The organism is Leucobacter tenebrionis, from assembly GCF_019884725.1.
Lineage (GTDB): Bacteria > Actinomycetota > Actinomycetes > Actinomycetales > Microbacteriaceae > Leucobacter > Leucobacter tenebrionis.
In genome coordinates, this window is sequence record NZ_CP082322.1 from 1701005 (window position 1) to 1719792 (window position 18788).

16 protein-coding genes are annotated in these 18788 nt (G+C 68.6%); 1 reads left to right on the forward strand and 15 read right to left on the reverse strand.

What is annotated here, in order from left to right; all coding sequences use genetic code 11:
- Positions 1-4 precede the first annotated feature (4 nt).
- From KVY00_RS07885 to KVY00_RS07935, 11 genes are all read right to left on the reverse strand, one after another.
- The gene (locus tag KVY00_RS07885; RefSeq protein ID WP_223042453.1) at positions 5-766 is read right to left on the reverse strand and encodes an amino acid ABC transporter ATP-binding protein; all 762 of its coding nucleotides are present in this window, start codon (positions 764-766) and stop codon (positions 5-7) included.
- The gene (locus tag KVY00_RS07890) at positions 763-1608 is read right to left on the reverse strand and encodes an amino acid ABC transporter permease (protein WP_223042454.1); all 846 of its coding nucleotides are present in this window, start codon (positions 1606-1608) and stop codon (positions 763-765) included. The genes KVY00_RS07885 and KVY00_RS07890 overlap by 4 nt, the downstream gene beginning before the upstream one ends.
- A 4-nt stretch (positions 1609-1612) precedes the next feature.
- On the reverse strand, positions 1613-2473 hold the full coding sequence (locus KVY00_RS07895; RefSeq protein ID WP_223042455.1) for a transporter substrate-binding domain-containing protein: 861 nt from the start codon (positions 2471-2473) through the stop codon (positions 1613-1615).
- Positions 2474-2917: 444 nt separating this feature from the next.
- Positions 2918-3817 carry a carbohydrate ABC transporter permease gene (locus KVY00_RS07900; RefSeq protein WP_223042456.1) on the reverse strand — a complete coding sequence of 300 codons (900 nt, stop codon included), beginning with the start codon at positions 3815-3817 and terminating at the stop codon, positions 2918-2920.
- A 9-nt stretch (positions 3818-3826) separates the two neighbouring features.
- The gene (locus KVY00_RS07905) at positions 3827-4828 is read right to left on the reverse strand and encodes a carbohydrate ABC transporter permease (RefSeq protein WP_223042457.1); all 1002 of its coding nucleotides are present in this window, start codon (positions 4826-4828) and stop codon (positions 3827-3829) included.
- Positions 4828-5742 carry a metallophosphoesterase gene (locus KVY00_RS07910; protein ID WP_223042458.1) on the reverse strand — a complete coding sequence of 305 codons (915 nt, stop codon included), beginning with the start codon at positions 5740-5742 and terminating at the stop codon, positions 4828-4830. The genes KVY00_RS07905 and KVY00_RS07910 overlap by 1 nt, the downstream gene beginning before the upstream one ends.
- A 103-nt stretch (positions 5743-5845) precedes the next feature.
- Positions 5846-6601, reverse strand: a complete 756-nt coding sequence (locus KVY00_RS07915; protein ID WP_223042459.1) for a tyrosine-protein phosphatase — start codon at positions 6599-6601, stop codon at positions 5846-5848.
- 105 nt (positions 6602-6706) lie between these two features.
- Complete coding sequence (locus KVY00_RS07920) at positions 6707-8059, reverse strand: ABC transporter substrate-binding protein (protein ID WP_223042460.1); 1353 nt, start codon at positions 8057-8059, stop codon at positions 6707-6709.
- 72 nt (positions 8060-8131) lie between these two features.
- Positions 8132-9343, reverse strand: a complete 1212-nt coding sequence (locus KVY00_RS07925; protein WP_223042461.1) for an ABC transporter ATP-binding protein — start codon at positions 9341-9343, stop codon at positions 8132-8134.
- A 199-nt stretch (positions 9344-9542) separates the two neighbouring features.
- Positions 9543-10400, reverse strand: a complete 858-nt coding sequence (locus tag KVY00_RS07930) for a MurR/RpiR family transcriptional regulator (protein ID WP_223042462.1) — start codon at positions 10398-10400, stop codon at positions 9543-9545.
- Between the two features lie 124 nt (positions 10401-10524).
- Complete coding sequence (locus tag KVY00_RS07935; RefSeq protein ID WP_223042463.1) at positions 10525-10773, reverse strand: hypothetical protein; 249 nt, start codon at positions 10771-10773, stop codon at positions 10525-10527.
- 327 nt (positions 10774-11100) lie between these two features.
- On the opposite strand from KVY00_RS07935, the gene aspS reads away from it, so the two are divergent.
- Positions 11101-12444: an aspartate--tRNA(Asn) ligase gene (aspS, locus tag KVY00_RS07940; protein WP_255572554.1), complete on the forward strand. Its 1344-nt coding sequence runs from the start codon at positions 11101-11103 to the stop codon at positions 12442-12444.
- A 108-nt stretch (positions 12445-12552) separates the two neighbouring features.
- Here the strand turns inward: aspS and KVY00_RS07945 are convergent, their stop codons facing one another.
- The 4 genes from KVY00_RS07945 to KVY00_RS07960 all read right to left on the reverse strand — a co-directional run bounded on the left by KVY00_RS07945 (position 12553) and on the right by KVY00_RS07960 (position 18772).
- Positions 12553-13941 carry a purine-cytosine permease family protein gene (locus tag KVY00_RS07945; RefSeq protein WP_223042464.1) on the reverse strand — a complete coding sequence of 463 codons (1389 nt, stop codon included), beginning with the start codon at positions 13939-13941 and terminating at the stop codon, positions 12553-12555.
- Positions 13942-14125: 184 nt separating this feature from the next.
- Positions 14126-15757, reverse strand: a complete 1632-nt coding sequence (locus KVY00_RS07950) for an amidohydrolase (protein ID WP_223042465.1) — start codon at positions 15755-15757, stop codon at positions 14126-14128.
- Between the two features lie 30 nt (positions 15758-15787).
- Positions 15788-17194 (reverse strand): purine-cytosine permease family protein, encoded by a 1407-nt coding sequence (locus tag KVY00_RS07955; protein WP_223042466.1) that lies wholly within the window; start codon positions 17192-17194, stop codon positions 15788-15790.
- Positions 17195-17335: 141 nt separating this feature from the next.
- The gene (locus tag KVY00_RS07960; RefSeq protein WP_223042467.1) at positions 17336-18772 is read right to left on the reverse strand and encodes an aspartate aminotransferase family protein; all 1437 of its coding nucleotides are present in this window, start codon (positions 18770-18772) and stop codon (positions 17336-17338) included.
- Positions 18773-18788 lie beyond the last annotated feature (16 nt).

Sequence of the window (18788 nt, forward strand, 5' to 3'; positions counted from 1 at the left end):
CCTGTCAGATCTGGTATTCGGGGCCGCCGAGGGCCAGGTGGTATTCGCGCAGGAAGGCGCGGGTGCGGTCGCTCGTGTCGGGGCCGAAGAACGTTTCGGGGGCGGCGTCGTCGAGGATCCGCCCGCCCTCGAGGAACACGACCCTGCCGGCGACCTGCCGCACGAAATTCATCTCGTGCGACACGATCGCCATGGTCTGCCCCTCGGCGGCGATGGCGCGGATCGAGGCGAGCACCTCGCCGACGAGTTCTGGGTCGAGCGCGCTCGTCGGCTCGTCGAGCAGCAGCAGGCGGGGTTTCATGGCGAGTGCCCGAGCGATGCCGACGCGCTGCTGCTGACCGCCCGAGAGCTGGGCCGGGTAGTGGCCCTCGTGCGCCGACAGGCCGACTCGGGCGAGTTGCTCGCGCGCTTCGCGATCCGCGTCCCGCCGCTCGAGACCGCGGATCACCCGCAGCCCCTCGGCCACGTTCTCGAGCGCGGTCTTGCGCGAGAACAGGTGGAACTGCTGGAACACCATCGCGGTGCTGCGGCGCAGGCGCAGGATCTCGGCTCGCGTGGCAGCGGCGGCGTCGACCACGAGGTCGCCCAGCACGATCCGCCCGCTGTCGGGGCGCTCGAAGAAGTCGATGCAGCGCAGCAGTGTCGACTTGCCGGCGCCCGAGGGGCCGACGATCGCGGTCACCTCGCCGGTTTCGAACGTGAGCGAGAGGTCGTCGAGGATCCTGCGCTCCCCGAATGCCTTCGAGATGTTCTCGAGTGCGATCATGCGCGGGCCTCCTCGACGGCTTGAGCCCGCTCGACGGCGCGGATCTGCTCGGAGGCGACCGGGTCCGCATCACCGGCAGCGCGGCCGTTCCCGCCCGCGGGGCCCGCAGGGCCCGCGGGCCCCGGCCGCGATCGGTTGCGCGAGGTCCGGGGCCGCTGCATGCGCGCCTCGACGACTCGGGCGACCTGCTCGACGATCACGGTGAGCAGCCAGTAGATGATCGCGGTCGCGAGATAGGCCTCGAAGTAACGGTAGTCGCGCCCGCCGAGGATCTTCGCGTAGGCGGTGATCTCGACGACCGACACCACGAATGCGAGCGACGACTGCTTCAGCATGCCGATGAAGTGGTTGACGAGGGTCGGGAACGCTACGACCGAGGCGTTCGGCACGGTGATGCGGCGCAGCGTCTGCCACGGTGTCATGCCGAGCGAGTGCGCCGCCTCGACCTCCCGGCGATCCACCGAGAGCAGCGCGGCCCTGATCGTCTCCGAGCTGTAGGCGGCCTCGGTCAGCGCGAAGGTGAATGCGGCGACGATGAACGGCGACAGCGCCATCGCGTCCCACTCCGTGCCGAAGCGGTGGTTGATGTAGAGGATCGCGATCGGCACCGCGTTGACGTTGAGCAGCAGTTGCACGAGCGGCGGGGTGCCGCGCAGGTACGAGACGAGCACCGCGTTCAGCTGGCTCAGCACCGGCACGCGCGCCATCTTGATGAGCGCCATCACGAGGCCCAGCACCGTGCCGAGCGAGGTCGCCACGATGCTGAGGGCCAGCGTGATCGGGATGTAGGGCAGCAGCGCGAGCGTGTACTGCCAGATCGCATCGAAATCGATGATGGACATGCGATCAGTCCTTCGGGGTCACGTCGACTCCGTCGAAGAACTCCTTGCTGAGCTCGACGAGGGTGCCGTCCTCGCGCAGCTCGGCCAGGCCGGCGTCGAGCTGCTCGACGATGCTCTCGGCATCGGGCGCCTGGCGCGAGATCGCGTAGGCGGAGTAGAGGTTCGTGCCGAAGGTGTCGGCGAGGTAGCCGCCGTCGAGCTCGGTGAACTCGAGGCCCAGGCCCGCGTCGCCGCCGTAGCCGTTGAAGACCACGAGCTCGTTGAAGAGGAAGTCGACCTGGCCCGCCGCGAGCGCGTTGTACTGCGACTGCAGGTCGAGCTCGGTGTACTCGATCTCGATCTTCGCGTCGGGATGCTGCTCGTTGTAGGCCTCGAGCACCTTCGTGAAGTTGAGGCCGGGTTCGCCGTAGGTCTTCTTGCCGGCGAGATCATCGAGGGTGGAGACGGGCTTCGCGCCCTCCTTCTGGATGATGCCGAACTGCGCCTCGATGTAGGGATCGCTGAAGTCGTACTTCTCGCGGCGCTCATCGGTGGCGCTGAGGTTGTTGGCGACGACGTCGAAGCGCCCGGAGTCGAGCCCGGCGAAGAGCGCAGGGAACTCGGCCACCTGGAACTCGAGCTCGAGCTCGTCGTTGCGGGCGTCGATCTCCTTGAGAATCTCGATGTCGTAGCCGGTGAGCTCGTCGTTCTCGTCGAGGAAGGTGTAGGGCTTCGGTGAGGCGCCCGTAGCGACGAGCACCTTCTGAGCGCCCCCGGCGTCGGCTGCCTGAGCCGCGTCGCCCGCGCCCGCCGAGCAGGCCGAGGCCCCCATCGCGACGACCGCGAGAGCGGCGATGGCGAGCGACGTGCGGGTGATGCGAGTCATGGCGGTTCCTTTCGGGAGGGCGCGGGTGCGCCGCTTGGATACTCAGCCAGCGTAGGAACCGCACACACATAACCGCAAATGATGTGTCACATTGTTTCTCTTTATGACTCGATCCGCCGTCGCACGCCGTGCGCCACCCTCATCCAGTCGGCCCGGGCTCCGCCGAGCGGCCCGGCACCGCCGGCCGGCCCGGCACCACCAACCGGCCCGGCTCCGTCGACCGGCCCGGCACCACCAACCGGCCGGCTCCGTCGATCACCCCGCCCCGATCGAGTCGGCCTATTCCTGTCGAGACCGCCCAAAATTCGCGCAACTTAAAGGCCGACTCGACACAAACGGGCTGTCTCGGCGTCAGCAGGCCGTCTCGGCACAAGCAGGCCGACTCGACGCCGCCCGACCCCTCGGCGAGGCCGGGGAGCGACGGCTCGGGATCCGGATCCCTCCCTACTTCAGCCCGGAGCGCACGAAGGCGTCGACCACGTAGCGCTGCAGGAAGATGTAGATCAGGAAGATGGGCAGGCACGCGAGGGCGCTCGCGGCCATGACCGCGCCCCAGTTGTTACCCTCGGCCCCGAGAAAGCTGCGGATGCCGATCTGCACGAGCGCGTCGGACTGGCGCAGGATCAGCGCGGGCCAGAGATACTCGTTCCAGGCGCTGATGAACAGCATGATGCCGAGGGCTGCGAGCGCGGGCCTGAGGTTCGGCACGACGACCTCCCAGAGGGTGCGCCAGGATCCGCGGCCGTCCATGTCGGCGGCGTCGAGCAGCTCGCGCGGGAACGAGTCGAGGTGCTGCTTCAGCATCATCACGGCGAAGGCTGCGGCGAGCTGCGGCACCATCACGCCGAGCACCGTGTTGAGCAGGCCCATCTTCGAGATCAGCACGTAGTTCGGGATCATGGTCACCTGGAAGGGCACGAGCCACGAGCCGACGAAGAGCAGGAAGAGGATCTTCTGCCCGCGGAAGCTCCAGCGGGCGAAGCCGTAGGAGGCGAGGATCGCGATGGCCAGCTGCCCCACGGCCAGGCCGAGCGCCATGCCGAAGGTGTTGCCGAGCATGCCGAGCATCGGGATCGTCTGCCACACGTAGTCGAAGTTCTCGAGGCTGAACGGCCCCGGCACGGGGCTGGTCGAGAGCATCTGATCGGCCGGCCTGAACGCGGTGACGAACATCCAGTAGATCGGGAAGATCGAGATCACGGCGAGCGCGGTGAGGATGACGAAGGCCGGGATCAGGCCGATGCGCCGCTTGGTGCGGGCCCGGGTGAGGGCGCGGGCGGCCTGCTCGAGCCCTTCCCCGGAGCCGGGGGCGACCTGCTGCGGCGCGACGAGGGTGAAGGTCATGTCAGGTCCTTAGTTGTCGTGGAAGCTGAGGCGCTCGCTGAGCTCGACGAACACGAACGCGATCAGCCCGAAGCCGATGAAGAACAGCACGCCGGCGGCCGAGGACATGCCGGCGTCGAAGTTGCGGAAGCCGAACTGGTAGAGCAGGTAGTAGATGTTGGTGGAGCTGCCGCTCGGCCCGCCCTGGGTGGTGAGGTCGATGATCGGGAAGGTCCACTGCGCTGAGAGCAGGATCGTCATGAGCGAGAGGAACACGAGCGAGGGCGACAGCAGCGGCAGTGTGATGCCCCAGGTGATCCGCCACGGCTTCGCGCCGTCGACCCCGGCCGCGTGCGCGTAGTCCGGGCTGATCCCCGAGAGACCAGCGGAGACGACGAGCACGCCGAAGCCGAGCATCTGCCAGCCCACGATCACGACGACCGCGGTCATCGACGAGTCGGGACTGCGGAAGACGTCGCCCATCTCGATGCCGAGGGTGCGCGCGACGGCGGGGATCGTGCCGCCCTCGGGCGCGAAGAGCCAGCGCCAGATCGCGCTCGTCGCCACCGGGGTGACGAGGAAGGGCACGAAGATGAGGGCCTGGTAGATCGTCTTCGCCCTGCCGGCCACGCGGCGGGAGATCAGGGCGAACACCACGGGCAGGGCGACCGAGAGGATCAGGAAGGCGCCGATGTAGAGGCCGGTGTTGAGGAGCGCCTGGTGCAGTTCGGGCAGCGTGAGCACCGTGGCGTAGTTCTCGAAGCCGACGGGCACCTTCTCCTGCGCGGGCAGCATATTCCAGTCGTAGAACGAGAGCTCGAAGGTCTGGGCCAGGGGCCAGTAGGTCCAGACGACGAGCAGGATCACCGCGGGCAGCACGTACAGGTACGGGGCGGCGTCGAATCGGCGCCTGATGCGGCGCCTCGGATCCTCCGGCGCTTCGCCGGGTGCGGAGCGGGCCCCGTGCGGGGCCCGCTCCGAGACAGGCTGCGTCGCGTGCGCGGCCTGCTGCGGAAGTACCTCGATGAACATCAGGCGAGCGCGGGCTCGGACTCGACGGCGGTCATCGCCATCTCGGCGCCGACCTCCTCCAGCGAGAGCGCGGTCCAGGAGCGCAGCTGCTCGGCGGTGATCCTGTAGACCGTCGAGAACTCCCCGATCGGCACGACCGTGTGCATCACGCGGTCGTCGTAGAAGTGCACGAGGTTGAAGCCCTGCGCACCGTCCTGGCCCCGCATGCCGCCGCTCTCCACGTTCAGGTCCTGCGTGTAGCAGGTCGCCGAGGCCACCGACACCGGCACGCCGCCGATGTCGCTGAAGGTGTTGAAGTGCAGGTGGCCGCCGAGCACGGCGCGCACGTCGGTGCCCCTGAGCGCCTCGGCGAATCGGGCCTGGTCGCGCAGCTCGACGACCTCGATGGGCTCGAGCAGCGAGGGCACCGGCGGGTGGTGCAGCGCGATGACGCTGCCGTGCGGCGCGGGAGTCGAGAGCACCTCGGCGAGCCACGCGTACTGCTCCTCGGAGATCTCGCCGTGGTGGGATCCGGGCACGGTCGAGTCGAGGGCGATGACGCGCAGGCCGTTCACGTCGTAGACCATGTCGACGCTCTTCTCGCCCTCGTCGGAGTCGAGCAGGTGCTTGCGGAATGGAGTGCGGGTGTCGTGATTGCCCATCACCCAGATCACCTGGGCTCCGATGGCCTCGGCGGCGGGCTCCACGAGCGCGCGGAGGCGACGGTAGGCGTCCGCGTCGCCCGTATCGGCGAGATCGCCCGTGAAGACGATCGCCTCGGGGCGGGCCTTGGTCTCGGCGAAGTCCCGGAAGAGGCGCTTCAGGTTGGCGTCGCTGTCGACCTTGCCGTGCAGCAGGTCGGCGCCGCCCACGAAGTGGGTGTCGCTGATATGGAGGATGAAGTGCTCGACGGGAGGGTGCTGCGATGCGGTCATGAGGGGTTCCTTTCGGGAGGTGCGATGTTCGGGAGGGGTTGAGATCCTGCGGCTGCGCGCAGGATGGCGGGAACTCCGCGCAGGCTGACGGGGTGGCGCGACGTCAGGCGACGAGTCGGCACTGCAGACGGTCGAGCGCGTCGCCGTCGAAGCCGTGCTGCAGCAGCATGCGCTCGACCCCGCCGTAGGTCTCATCGATGAGGTCGAGGGTGCGGTCCATGGCTTCTGCCGGGCTGCCGATCATGAGTTCCCGGACTCCGTCGTCGAGCGCGCCGAAGCGCTCCTCGGCGCCGGCGAGCATGCGATCCGCCCACTCCCCGGCGAGGTTGCGGGCGCTGGCGGCGTAGTCGGCCACGACCTGATCACGGGGCACGCCCACCGCGGTGAGCGCCGAAGCGACCACGATGCCCGTGCGATCCTTGCCCGCGGTGCAGTGCACGAGCACTCCGCCCTCGGGGGCGTCGGCGATGAGGCGAACGGCGCCCGCCACGCGGTCGGCGCGCTCGATGACGATGTGCCGGTACACGGCGGCGATCGAGTAGGGGCTCTCGAGCTCGGGCAGGCCGGCCGGAGCATCGAAGATGGGGTGGTGCACGGTCTCGGCGCCGCCTGCGGCGAGCGCGCTCGGCGCGGCCTCCAGCTCGCCCGCGTCGCGTAGGTCGATGACGCGGGAGATGCCGTGGGCGCCGAACCGGCGGTTGCCGTCCTCGCCCAGCCGGTGCAGCGCATCGGAGCGGAAGAGCCCGCCCTCGCGCAGCGTCCCGGAGGCGGCCCGGTACCCCGCGGTGCTGCGGAAGTTGTAGGTGCCCGGCAGGTCGAGCACCGGAGCGGCTTCGGGGGCGGTGGTGAGCAGTTCCATCGGTGTGTTCTCCGTTTCTGTTGGATCGGCGGGGCGGGGCACCGCGATGCCCCGCCCGAGCGTCGCCGGCGCAGCGGCGCGCCGCTGCGTCAGCGCGACGCTGCGTCAGCCGATGAGTTCCTGCGCGCGCTCGGCGACGTCGGTCATGGTCTCCTCGGCGGGCTTGCCGTAGAACACCACCTCTTCGATCGCGGTGCCAAGGATGTCGTCGACCTGCACGAAGTTGTTGCCGGGGTACGACACCCAGGGCTTCATGGTGTCCATCTGCTCCAGGTTGGGGGCGAGCAGCGGGTTGGACTGCGCCCAGTCGTGGAGCGCGCCACCCTCCTCCACGAGACCCGGGCGCAGCGGCAGGTAGCCGATCTGGCTCGAGATGATCTCGTAGGCGCGGTCGCTCGTGAGGAACTTCGTGAGCTCCCAGCCGGCGCGCTGCTTCGCGGGATCGTCGCTGAGGATGAAGAGGGCGGATCCCGAGTTCACCGGCACGGCCTCCTCACCCGCGAACGCCGGCATCTTGGCCGCGGCGAGTTCCCAACCGCCGGCCTCGGCGGCACCCATGAAGGCTCCCTGGAGCGCGGAGGTGGTGAGGATCATCGCCACGTCGCCCTTCGGCAGGCCCTCCATCTGGTCGGCCGCGGTCGCCGAGCGCAGCACACCCGCCTCGGTCATCTCGGCGAAGCGCTCGACCGTGGACTGGGCCTCGGGTGAGCCGAACTCGATGGTGCTGCGGTCGTCGGAGAGCACCTGGGCGCCGTTCGAGCGGAAGAGCGCCTGCATGCACCAGTTGCCGCCCTTGGCGACGCAGGTGACGTCGAGCGAGGGCTTGCCGGTCTGCGCGGTGACCTTCGCGGCGATCTCCTGCACCTTGTCCCAGTCGCTCAAGTCGGGGTCGGTGATGCCGGCGTCGCGCAGCATGTCGGCGTTGTAGAACAGCACCGGGGTGGAGAACACGTAGGGCATGCCGTAGGTCTTGCCGTCCCAGTCGGCGAGCACGGCCGCGTTCGGGTGCATGGGGTGCTCGCCGCCGAAGTGCTCGGCGAGCTCCTCCTCGCTCACGAGGTCCGAGATCGGCTTGGCGTTCAGCTGATTGACGGCGAAATCGAGCGAGTCGAAGGTGATCTGCGCGACGTCGGGCACCGAGCCGGCGAGCATCTGCGTCTGCAGGCTGCCGACGTAGACGTTGTTGGCGGTGTCGCCCTGCGGCGCCTGCGCCTTCACGCTGATATTGGGGTGGGATTCCTCGAACTCGTCGATCAGCTGGTTGACGGTGTCAGTCCAGGGGCCGGCCTGCATCAGGTTGTAGGTCTCGAAGACGACCTCGACCTTCTGGTCGGCTGCGAGCTCGGGTACGACGGAGGCGGCGGATTCGGGGGCTGCCGCCCCCGAGGAGCAGGAGGCCAGGGTCATGGCGGCGATGGCGGCCATGACGCCGGTGGCGGCGAAACGTCGGAGTCGCATGTGCGGAGTGATCCTTTCGGGATGTGTTCGAAGCGGTGACTCGGGTTGGATCGTCGAGGCGGGTGGGAGGGGTCAGCGAACGGCCGGGCCCGCGCTCGCGGCGAGCGCCGCGGGTGCCGCGGACGACACCGGCGATGCGATCGACGCGTCTGCGCCGTTCGGGGCGGCCGCGTCGTCTGCGGCGTCGGCCCGCCATTCGAGGCGGCGACCGCTCGCGCGGTCGAAGAGGTGGACGCGGGCGACGGGGGCGGCGAGCACGACGAGGTCGCCCGCGCTCCAGCGCTCCTCGCGCGGGCACGAGACGGTGACGCGATCCTCGCCGACGATGCAGTGCACGAGTTGCTCGCGGCCGAGATTCTCGACGAGGTCGACGGTGCCGCGCAGGGCGACGCCCGCCGTGGGCACCGCCTCGGGGGCGCCGCCCGCGTGCATGCTGAGGTGCTCCGGCCGCACGCCGATCACGATGTCGCGCTCCGCGGTCGCGCCCTCCCAGAGCACGGCCTCGACGCCGGGGGCGAGCACGGTGATCTTGCCGTCGGTCGTGGTGAGCGAGGCGTTCAGCAGATTCATCGCCGGGGATCCGATGAACCCGGCGGCGAAGACGGAGCTCGGGGCGTCGTAGAGTTCCTCGGGGGTGCCGTACTGCTCGATCCGCCCGCCGTTGAGCAGCGCGATCCTCGTGGCCATCGTCATCGCCTCGATCTGGTCGTGGGTCACGTAGACGAAGGTGGCTCCGAGCTTGCGGTGCAGGGCCGCGAGCTCACGGCGGGTGGCGGTGCGCAGCTTGGCGTCGAGGTTGGAGAGCGGCTCGTCCATGAGGAAGGCCTTGGGCTCGCGCACGAGAGCGCGCGCGACGGCGACGCGCTGACGCTGACCGCCCGAGAGTTCCTTGGGTTTGCGGTCGAGCAGGTGGTCGATCTCGACAGACTCGGCGGCGGCTCGCACGCGCGTCTCGATCTCGGCCTTGGGAGTCCTCCGGGCTTTGAGCGGGAAGGCGAGGTTCTTCTCGACCGAGAGGTGCGGGTAGAGCGCGTAGCTCTGGAACACCATCGCCAGGTCGCGCTTGCGGGCGGGCAGCGCGGTGATGTCCTCGTCGTCGATCCTGATGCTGCCGCTCGTCGGCTCGAGCAGACCGGCGATCATGCGCAGCAGCGTGGTCTTGCCGCAGCCCGAGGGGCCGAGCAGCACGAGGAAGTCGCCGTCCTCGATGGTGAGCGAGATGCGGTCGGTCGCGACGAAATCGCCGAACTCCCGGGTGATCTGGTCGAGCACGAGTCTGGCCATCGGCCACCTCCTAGGAAATCAGGTTTCCTGAATCTCGGATCTCAGGAAATGCTTGATTCCAGATTGAGCGGCTTAGGTGAACGATTCGCGTCGTCGAGGCGAATGCGCGGCACCGGCTTCGCGAACTCTCCGCCGCGACGGAGGAACAGGGGCGGCGCATGTCCCCCTTCTTCAGCCAGGCGAGGGGAACAGGAGCCGATCAGACCTCGGGACTCACCATCGTGAGCACCTCATCGGCTGCCTCGGCTCGCGAGGCGATCGCGTCGGGCGCCGAGCCGAGCGCCGCCGAGTGCAGCGCCGAGAGCAGCAGCATCTGCACGATGTTGCCGGTGAGGCTGCTGTCGTTCCAGCTGTGGAAGTCGGCGCCCGCCACGAGCGCGTGGTCGGCGACGTCGGCGAGATCCGACCGTCCGTAGCTCGTGATGGCGACGACCGTGGCGCCGTTCTCGGCCGCGAGCTTCGCGGAGCGGAGCGTGAAGTGATTCATGCCGCTGTCGCTCACGGCCAGGCAGACGTCGCCCGGCTTCAGCAGCTTCGCCGCGATGTGCTGCGTCACGATGTCGACGGGGTTCTCGCAGAGCTTGCCGCTCGTGAGGAAGTGCAGCGCGATGGACTGGGCGGCGGCGAGGGACGCCCCGTTGCCGACGATGAGCAGCCGTGAGCAGTTGCGGATCCCCCTGGCCGCCGCATCGAAGGCCTCGAAGTCGAGTGCGCCCAGCGCACCGCGGATGCCCGAGATCGCGCGCTCGAACATCCGCTCGACGAGATGGACCCCCGCCTCCGGTACCGGGCCGGCGGGCTGTGCGGCCTGATCCCGGATCAACAGCTCCCGCAGCCGCTGGAACCCTCCGAAGCCCATGCTCTTGCAGGCCCGCACAACCGTCGCGGGAGACACCTCGGCTCGCTCGGCGAGATCCGCCACCGACATCTCGGCCACCAGCTGCGGCGCGTCGATGCACACCTGCGCCACCCTGCGCTCACTCGGCACGAGCGCCGGCACTTGGGACTGCAGCAGGGAGCGGGTGCCGCCGAGCGGGGGCGAGGCTACGTCGTTCATACGCAGTTCCTATCACCGCAAGCTGTCCGGCAGGTGTCCGGCGGGTGCCGCACCCGTCACCGGCGCTGGCCGGCCCCCGATCGAGTCGGCCTATTCTTATCGAGACCGCCGAAATTCGCGCAACTTATAGGCCGACTCGACACAGACAGGCTGGCTCGACACCGCCCGACCCGACCCCGCTGCCGCTACTCGCCGGCGATCCGCACCCGCGCCGCGTCTCTGGCTGCGAGACCGCGGCGAGGTTGAAGCCCGAGACCCCGGTCTCCTCGACGATCTCCTCGATCGTGTCGGCGACCGTCGCGGCCGAACCCACGATGACGGGGCCGTCGCCGCCGATCCGCGCGTAGTCCGCGCTCTCTCGGGGCGTCCACACGCGATCGAGGTCGGCGTCGGTGAATGCGGCGAGCGCCGACTGGATGGGCGTTACTGCTGACGCTCCTCGGGCGCGGCTCGCACGCCGCCGCGTGGGAGCTCCACGGGCAGGGCTGGGTGTACGAGGCCGAGAAGTTCAAGATCTCGAAGCACAACAGCCTCTGGCGAGGCGGCCCTGCGCCGCGACGGCTCGGGCCTTCGACACCGACCCCTGGATCGAGATGACGCGTTCGGCCCATCACCGGCGCCGCAAGGGCCACGAGCGTCATCTCGATCCGGGGACCGGAGCGGAGACCGCCCGCAGTCCGCATCCCGGTAGACTGTGCGGGTGACTGAGCGTGTATTGATCAAGGACCTGGCCGCCCGCGAAGACGGCCCCGTGCGCGTTTCCGGATGGGTCGAGAAGGTGCGCGACCAGCGGTACGTGCAGTTCGTCGTGCTGCGCGACGAGACCGGCGCGGTGCAGCTGGTGAACGGCGGCGTGCTGCGCGAGCCCGATCCCGAGAATCCGCGATCCGACATCCTCGTTCCCCGCACCACCACCATCAGCGAGCTCACCCACGGCACCTTCATCACGGTGGAGGGCGAGCTGCAGCACAACGAGCGCGTGAAGCTCGGCGGCGTCGAGATCCAGATCGACGAGATCGAGGTCATCAGCAAGGCGCTCCCCGACAACCCGATCGCAGCCGACAGCGGCATCGACGTGCGCCTCGACTGGCGCTTCCTCGACCTCCGCCGCCCCGAGCAGAACCTGATCTTCCGCATCCAGACCACGTTCCTGCACGCGCTCCGCAACGTGTGGGTCGATCGCGGCTTCATCGAGATCCAGACCCCGAAGCTCATGGCGAGCGCGAGCGAGTCGCGCGCCGAGCTGTTCGAGGTCGAGTACTTCGAGGGCCAGGCGTTCCTCGCGCAGAGCCCCCAGTTCTTCAAGCAGATGGCGCAGGCCGCGGGCTTCGGCGGCATCTTCGAGGTCGGCCCGGCGTTCCGCGCCGACCCCTCGTTCACCTCGCGCCACGCGACCGAGTTCACCTCGGTCGACACCGAGCTGAGCTGGATCGACTCGCACGAGGACGTCATGGAGCTGCACGAGGAGCTCATCGTCGCGGGCCTCTCGGCCGTCAAGGAGAAGCACGGCGAGGAGATCCAGAAGCTCTTCGGCATCGAGCTCGAGGTGCCCGCCCGACCGTTCCCGCGCATCCCCCTCGCCGAGGCGAAGGAGATCGTGAAGGCCGAGGGCTACGAGGTGCCGCGCGCCGACGCCGACATGGACCCCGAGGGCGAGCGCCGCATCGCCGCGCACGTGAAGAAGAAGTACGGCAGCGACTTCGTCTTCCTCACCGACTACGACGCGTCGATCCGCCCGTTCTACCACATGCGCCACCCTGAGAACCCGCACCTCACCAACAGCTACGACCTCATCTACCGCGGCACCGAGATCTCCACGGGCGCGCAGCGCGAGCACCGCATCGAGGTGCTCGAGGCGCAGGCGGTCGAGAAGGGCATGGACCCGAAGGAGCTCGGCTTCTACCTCGACTTCTTCCGCTACGGCGTGCCCCCGCACGGCGGGTTCGGCATGGGCCTCGCCCGCGTGCTGATGCTCATGCTGCAGCAGTCGTCGATCCGCGAGGTCACCTACCTGTTCCGCGGCCCGAACCGCCTCCTGCCGTAGGGATCGCGCACGACGGAGCCCCCGCGCCTCTCCGGAGAGGCGCGGGGGCTCCGTCGTGCGGCGGGAACGCCCGCGGCGACCGCGGCCGGTGCCGCCGCCGCTGCCGCGTCAGGCCTCGACGGCCACCGGCGCGGGCTTCTTCGAGAAGCGGATCATCACGAGGAAGACGATCGCGGTCACCGCGAAGCCGACCAGCCACGAGATGTTGATCGAGCCCGCGAGGGGACCGGTGAAGATCGCGATGTCCATGAACGGCAGCTGCGCGAGGAGCCCGATCCCGTAGCTCACCAGCCCGACCGCGTTCCACTTGCCGTACTCGCCGCCGGAGGGGTCGAACATCGCCGCGATGTTGTAATGGCCCTTCTGCACGATGAAGAAGTCGACCAGGTTGATCGCCGACCACGGGATCAGCACGTAGAGCAGCAGGTCGAGGAAGCCGATGAACATGGTCATGAAGTCGCCCTGGCCGAGCACGGCGATCCCCGTCGCGATGGCGCCCGACACGATGGTGGTCCACACCCGCACCCGCGTGGTGATGCGCGTCTTGAAGTTCGACTGCAGCACGGTCAGCGCGTTCATCACCGCCGAGTAGAGCTCGACGCCGTTGATGAGCGCCGAGCTCACGGCGAAGACGACCAGCACGACGAGACCCACGGGCCCGAGCACCGAGCCCAGCGCGCCGAGCGGGTTATCGGGAGCGATCGCGCCGAGCAGCACGCCGAGGCCCATCACGAAGACGGAGCTGAGCACGAGTCCGAAGTAGGTGCTCCAGAACGCGGTCTTGGGTCCCGTCTTCTTCGGCAGGTAGCGGGAGTAGTCGGAGACGTAGGGGGCGTAGGCGAGCTGCCACACGATGCCGATCGCGAGCATCGCGAAGAAGCCCTCGGGGGTCATGGCGACGTCGTCGCGCGCGGTGAGCGCATTCGGCTGCAGCGCGAGCATGATCATCGAGACCGCGACGGCCACGCCGATGAGGATCGACAGCCACACCATGGTGCGACGCAGCAGGTCGTAGCCGAAGACGCAGAGCGCGATGCCGATCGCGGCGAAGACGACGATCGCGAGCGTGCCGTTGAAGCCCGGGATCACCTCGGCCAGGGCGTCCTTCGCCACCAGCAGGATGCTGGAGAAGAAGCCCATGAACATGACGAACGCGATGAACGCGAAGACGCTCGCGCCGAGGTAGCCGAACTGGGCGCGGGCCTGCAGCATCTGCGGGATCCCGAGCGTGGGTCCCTGCGACGCGTGCAGGGCGGCGCCGAACGCGCCGATGATGTTGCCGGCGAAGACGGCGAGGAAGCTCCAGCCGAGCGGCAGCCCGAAGCCGCCGGTCGCGACGGCGCCGGTGACGACCGCGAGGGGCATCATGTTGAGGCTGACCCAGATGGCGAAGATCGACCAGTTGGTGCCCGTGCGCTTGTTCTCCGGGATCGGCATGATGTGCTCTTGCTCGAATCGGGCGAACGTCTGGGTGACGGGCGGTGGCTCGTGCGTCATGTATCTCTCTCCTTCGAGTGGATGCTGCGAGACAGCCGTGGGAGGCCGCAAAACGGCCACCGTACGATGCATCCTCCAGCGGGTGGCGCTTCTGCTCGGCGGCGAACGGTCGCATGGCATGCGCCGCAGCGTCTGAGCAGAAGCAAAGGTATTGAGGTCTCTCTTCAGCGGAATGTATGAGGGCTTATCGCCGGTAGACGGTCTTTCCCCCGAGCACCGTGCGCGCGACACGCACCGCGTCAAAACCCTCCGGCTCACCGATCGGCCCGGTCAGCATCACCAGGTCTGCGAGCTTCCCTACTTCGAGACTGCCCATATCGTGGGCCGTGCCCGACACCTCCGCCGGACCAAGGGTGTAGGCGCGCAGGGCCGTCTCCACGTCCAGCCGTTCGTGCGGTTGTGCAGGCATATGGGACTCCGTGTTGAGCGCGTGCACATCGGCGGCAGGTGCGGTGCGCGTGCATGCCGTATGCAGGCCCCAGAGCGGGTCGGGGCTGGTGACGGGCCAGTCGCTGCCCATCGCGAGGTGCGCCCCGGCTCGATGCAGCGAACCGAACGGGAAGTGGTATCGGGCCCGGTTCTCGCCGATCAGCGGGAACTTGCGCTCGAGGATCTCCTGGTCGTTGCGCGCCCACAGCGGCTGCAGGTTCGCCGTGACGCCGAGCGCGGCGAATCGAGGCAGGTCTGCCGGGTCCACGACATCGAGGTGCGCAATCTGGTGCCGTTCTCCGACTCCATTGCGCTCCCGCGCGAACTCGATCGCGTCCAAGCACTCTCGCACCGCTCGATCACCCACGCCGTGGAAGTGAACGCTCAGCCCCGCTGCATCGAGGGCGGCGGCGATGGTGCACAGATCGTCGGGCGCAATGACCGAATCACCACGCGTCTCCGGCTGCACTCCGCAGTAGGGCTCGATGAGGGCGGCCGTGCAGTTCTCGCAGATGCCGTCCTGCATGATCTTGACGCTGCGCACCGCGAAACCGGCCTCGCGCGCGGAATCGATGCGGCTGAGCATCTCTGAGAGGTACCCGACACCGGCTGCGGGCGGCCACCACATGGAGCCGGTGACCCTCGCTCGCAGTGAGCCGTCGGCAAGGGTTTCAAGATAGCTCGGCAGGCAGTCCGGCAGCGTCAGGTAGGAACCGAGGATCGCATCGTGCCAGGCGGTGACGCCGAGGGAGAAGAGCCGCTCCTGCGCCGAGAGCAATGCGGCGCGCAGGTCCTCGGGACCGTGCGGCGGGATCAGTCGTGTCACCAACTCCCCGGCGGCGTCGAGCAGCATCCCCGTAGGCTCACCGTTTTCGTCGCGCAGGATGCGACCGGCTGCGGGATCGGGGGTCTCCCTCGTGATCCCGGCGAGTTCGAGAGCCCGGGAGTTGACCCACACACCGTGCGCGTCATGACTGGTGAGCACTGCCGGGCGGTCCGGCACCATCTCGTCGAGCAGATGACGCGTGGGCATGCCGCCGGGGAATGCGTCTCCGAACCAGCCGGCGCCGACGACCCACTCGGCGTCGCTCTGCGCCGCATGCTCGCGGATGAGACGACCGTACCCCTCCACGGAGTGCTCGGCGTCGAGGTCGCAGCCGCGCAGACCGAGACCGCCGGCCTGGGCGTGGATGTGGGCGTCATGGAAGCCCGGCAGCACCGCAGCGCCCGCGGCATCGATGACCTCCGTGGATTCGCAGGCGAGGGCGAGGACCTCGTCGCCGCCCACCGCGGTGATCCGGTCGCGCTCGACAGCCAGCGCAGTAGCCGCCGTCGCCTCGGGCGTCCAAAGCTGGGCGGAGTGGATGATCAGATCGGGTCGGGTCACAGTGCTTGCTCCTCGTGATCAGCGTTGGTCTCAGGAGTCGATGGCGGGGCCGGCGCCCTGCGCTCGCTTCCAGGCGATGTAGAGCACGCCCGGCACGATGAACCCGACCACCCATGCGAGGTCGACGAAGCCGAGCGGCTCCGCCAGCGGTCCCGTGTAGAGCGTCGTCACCATGAAAGGGATCTGCACGACGATGCCCACGAGGTAGCTGACGACACCCGCGACGTCGCAACGCCCATAGACTCCACCATCGCGGCGGAACATGTCTCCGACCCGGTAGTGGCCCTTGCGCAGGATGAAGTAGTCGACCAGGTTGATCGCTGACCAGGGGATGAGCACGTAGAGCAGGATGAAGACGAAATCCTTGAAGACGAGCAGGAAGTCGTTCTTGCCGAACACTGCCGCGAACATGGCGATAAGCGCGTAGACGACGGTCATCACGAGACGCATGTTGGTGTTGATCCTGATCTTTCCCGAGAGCGACTCGAGCGCGGTGAGCGAGGACATCACTCCCGAGTAGATGTTGGCCGAGTTGATCACGGCGGACGCCGCGCCGAAACCGAACAGCACGAACGGGCCGAAGCCGCCGAGCAGCCCTCCCAGCACCGCCATCGCGTCGCCGTCGGCCAGGTTCAGGCCGACGAGCGCCCCGAGCCCCATCACGAGCACGGTGCCGAGCACCAGACCCGTGTAGGTCGCCCAGAAGGCCTGCTTGGCCCCGCCCTCCTTCGGCATGTAGCGCGAGTAGTCGGATACATAGGGCGCATACGCGAGTTGCCAGGTGACACCGACGGCGAGCATGCCGAAGAAGCCCGCGGTGTTGTAGCCGAGCTCGATCGTCGTCTCGAAGGTCGCCGGGTTGCTCACGAGGATCACGAACGAGGCGAGCACGAGGACCCCGATGAACACGGAGAAGATTCCCATCGCCTTACGCACGAGGTCGTAGCCGAAGATGGCGACCACGAGGGCCACCGCGGCGCAGATCACGATGCCGGTGTTCACCGAGAGGAGGGGGAAGATGGCCGCGAAGCTCTGCGCCGCGACCACGAGGTTCGAGGCGAAGAAGCCGAGGAACATGAGCACTGCGATGATCGCGAGGAAGCTGCCGCCGTAGTAGCCGAACTGGCCGCGGGCCTGCAGCATCTGGGGAATCCCGAGCTGCGGCCCTTGCGAGGCGTGGAGCGCAGCGCCGAATCCTCCGATCACATTACCGATGACGACCGCCAGGATCGTCCACCCGAGTGAAAGCCCGAAGAGGCTCGGTCCGAGCGCGCCGGTGACGACCGTGAGGGGCAGCATGTTGATGCCGAGCCAGACGAAGAACAGTCCGCGCGTGGTGCCGTGGCGCTCGCTCTCGGGGATGGGCCGAATGTGTCGGCGCTCGAAGGTGATGATCCTCGTGGTCGAGGCGCTGAGGTTGGGGTGGTCTTCACTCATGACGGCGCTCCTTCGCGACAGTCGGTGCAGCTCAGTGGGCCCGAGCGATTCGCATCGGGGTGGTGCGGTCGTGGGACCGCGGGTCGGCGCGTTCCGGCGCGGGGCGGGGGCGCAGCGAGCGCCCCCGCCCCGCAATGGACCTCAGAGGCCGGCGCCGGCCGTCGCCGCGGTGAAGGCGCGATCGAGCAGCTCCGCGAGCTCGTCGATGTCGGCGCGGGTCATCACGAGCGGCGGCGAGACCTGCACGAGCGGGTTGCCCTCGGCATCGATGGCGACGCGGCAGAGCAGACCGGCCTCGGCGAGCGCCGGGTTGAGGTGCTTGCCCACGAAGTCGCCCGCGCTGATCGGCTCGGCCTCCCAGCGCTTCGCCGCGTGATCCGTGACGAGCTCGAAGCTGCGGTGGAAGCCGTCGCCGCGCAGGTCGCCCACGATCCTCGCGTGCTTCTCGGCGACCTCGGCGAGCTTCTCGGCGAGGTAGGGGCTCAGCTCGGCCACGTTCTCGACGACGCCCTCGCGCTCCATGATCTCGAGGTTCTTCAGGGCGGCCGCGCAGGCGACCGGGTGCCCGCCGTAGGTGAGGGCATGGTTGAACATGCCGAGCGGGCCGTCGAGCACGGTCTCGATGATGCGGTCGCTCGCGATCACGCCGCCGAGGGGCATGTACGCCGAGGCGATGCCCTTCGCAAAGGTGATCATGTCGGGCTGGAAGCCGTAGTGGATCGAGCCGAACCAGGATCCGAGGCGCCCGTAGCCGGTGATGACCTCGTCGGCGATCAGCAGGATGCCGTACTTGTCGCAGAGGGCCCGCACGCCGGCGAAGTACTCAGGCGTGGGCGGGGTGAGGCTTCCGCCGGCGTTCTGCAGCGGCTCCATGATGATGGCGGCGATCGTGTCGGCGCCCTCCTGCACGATGAGCGACTCGAGCTCGCCGAGCAGGAACGCGGTGGTCTGCTCGGGCGTCTCGCCGTCAGGGCGGCGATAGCGCTTCGTGTTGTGCGTGTGGCGCACGCCGTTCATGAGCGGCTCGAACATCTTGCGCACGTCGGTCATGCCGTTGAGCGACATGGCTCCGAAGCTGGTGCCGTGGTAGGCGACGCGACGGGCGATGAACTTGTAGCGGGTGCCCTCGCCGCGGGTGATGTGGTACTGCCGGGCGAGCTTGATGGCGGCCTCGTTCGACTCGCCGCCGCCCGACGCGAAGAAGACCCGATTGAGGTCGCCGGGAGCGAGCTCTGCGATCTTCTGTGCGAGCAGCGCGGCGGGCGGGTGGGCGACGCTCCAGGTCGTCTGGTACGGCAGCGCGGCGAGCTGATCCCGCACCGCGTCGCCCACCTCGGCCCCGTGGGTGTATCCGAGCTGCACGCAGAAGAGCCCCGCGAGCCCGTCGAAGAAGCGGCGGCCGCTCTCGTCGTACACGGAGCAGTGCTCGCCGCGCACGAAGACCGGCAGCTCCTCGTCGCGATACTTGCCCGCGGGGGTGAAGTTCATGACCAGGTGGCGCTTGGCGATCTCCGCCAGGCCGCTCGGGGTCTCGGCGACGGCGTCCGCCACGTCGATGGTGTCATGCTGCAGAGTCATGGGTTCCTTGTGTCCT

What these genes read in the sequence shown, in the direction of transcription:
- KVY00_RS07955 (WP_223042466.1), bottom strand. Translation starts at nt 17,194, where the DNA reads ATGAGTGAAGACCACCCCAACCTCAGCGCCTCGACCACGAGGATCATC.
- KVY00_RS07930 (WP_223042462.1), bottom strand. Translation starts at nt 10,400, where the DNA reads ATGAACGACGTAGCCTCGCCCCCGCTCGGCGGCACCCGCTCCCTGCTG.
- KVY00_RS07890 (WP_223042454.1), bottom strand. Translation starts at nt 1,608, where the DNA reads ATGTCCATCATCGATTTCGATGCGATCTGGCAGTACACGCTCGCGCTG.
- KVY00_RS07925 (WP_223042461.1), bottom strand. Translation starts at nt 9,343, where the DNA reads ATGGCCAGACTCGTGCTCGACCAGATCACCCGGGAGTTCGGCGATTTC.
- KVY00_RS07900 (WP_223042456.1), bottom strand. Translation starts at nt 3,817, where the DNA reads ATGACCTTCACCCTCGTCGCGCCGCAGCAGGTCGCCCCCGGCTCCGGG.
- KVY00_RS07920 (WP_223042460.1), bottom strand. Translation starts at nt 8,059, where the DNA reads ATGCGACTCCGACGTTTCGCCGCCACCGGCGTCATGGCCGCCATCGCC.
- KVY00_RS07885 (WP_223042453.1), bottom strand. Translation starts at nt 766, where the DNA reads ATGATCGCACTCGAGAACATCTCGAAGGCATTCGGGGAGCGCAGGATC.
- KVY00_RS07960 (WP_223042467.1), bottom strand. Translation starts at nt 18,772, where the DNA reads ATGACTCTGCAGCATGACACCATCGACGTGGCGGACGCCGTCGCCGAG.
- KVY00_RS07945 (WP_223042464.1), bottom strand. Translation starts at nt 13,941, where the DNA reads ATGACGCACGAGCCACCGCCCGTCACCCAGACGTTCGCCCGATTCGAG.
- KVY00_RS07905 (WP_223042457.1), bottom strand. Translation starts at nt 4,828, where the DNA reads ATGTTCATCGAGGTACTTCCGCAGCAGGCCGCGCACGCGACGCAGCCT.
- KVY00_RS07895 (WP_223042455.1), bottom strand. Translation starts at nt 2,473, where the DNA reads ATGACTCGCATCACCCGCACGTCGCTCGCCATCGCCGCTCTCGCGGTC.
- KVY00_RS07910 (WP_223042458.1), bottom strand. Translation starts at nt 5,742, where the DNA reads ATGACCGCATCGCAGCACCCTCCCGTCGAGCACTTCATCCTCCATATC.
- KVY00_RS07915 (WP_223042459.1), bottom strand. Translation starts at nt 6,601, where the DNA reads ATGGAACTGCTCACCACCGCCCCCGAAGCCGCTCCGGTGCTCGACCTG.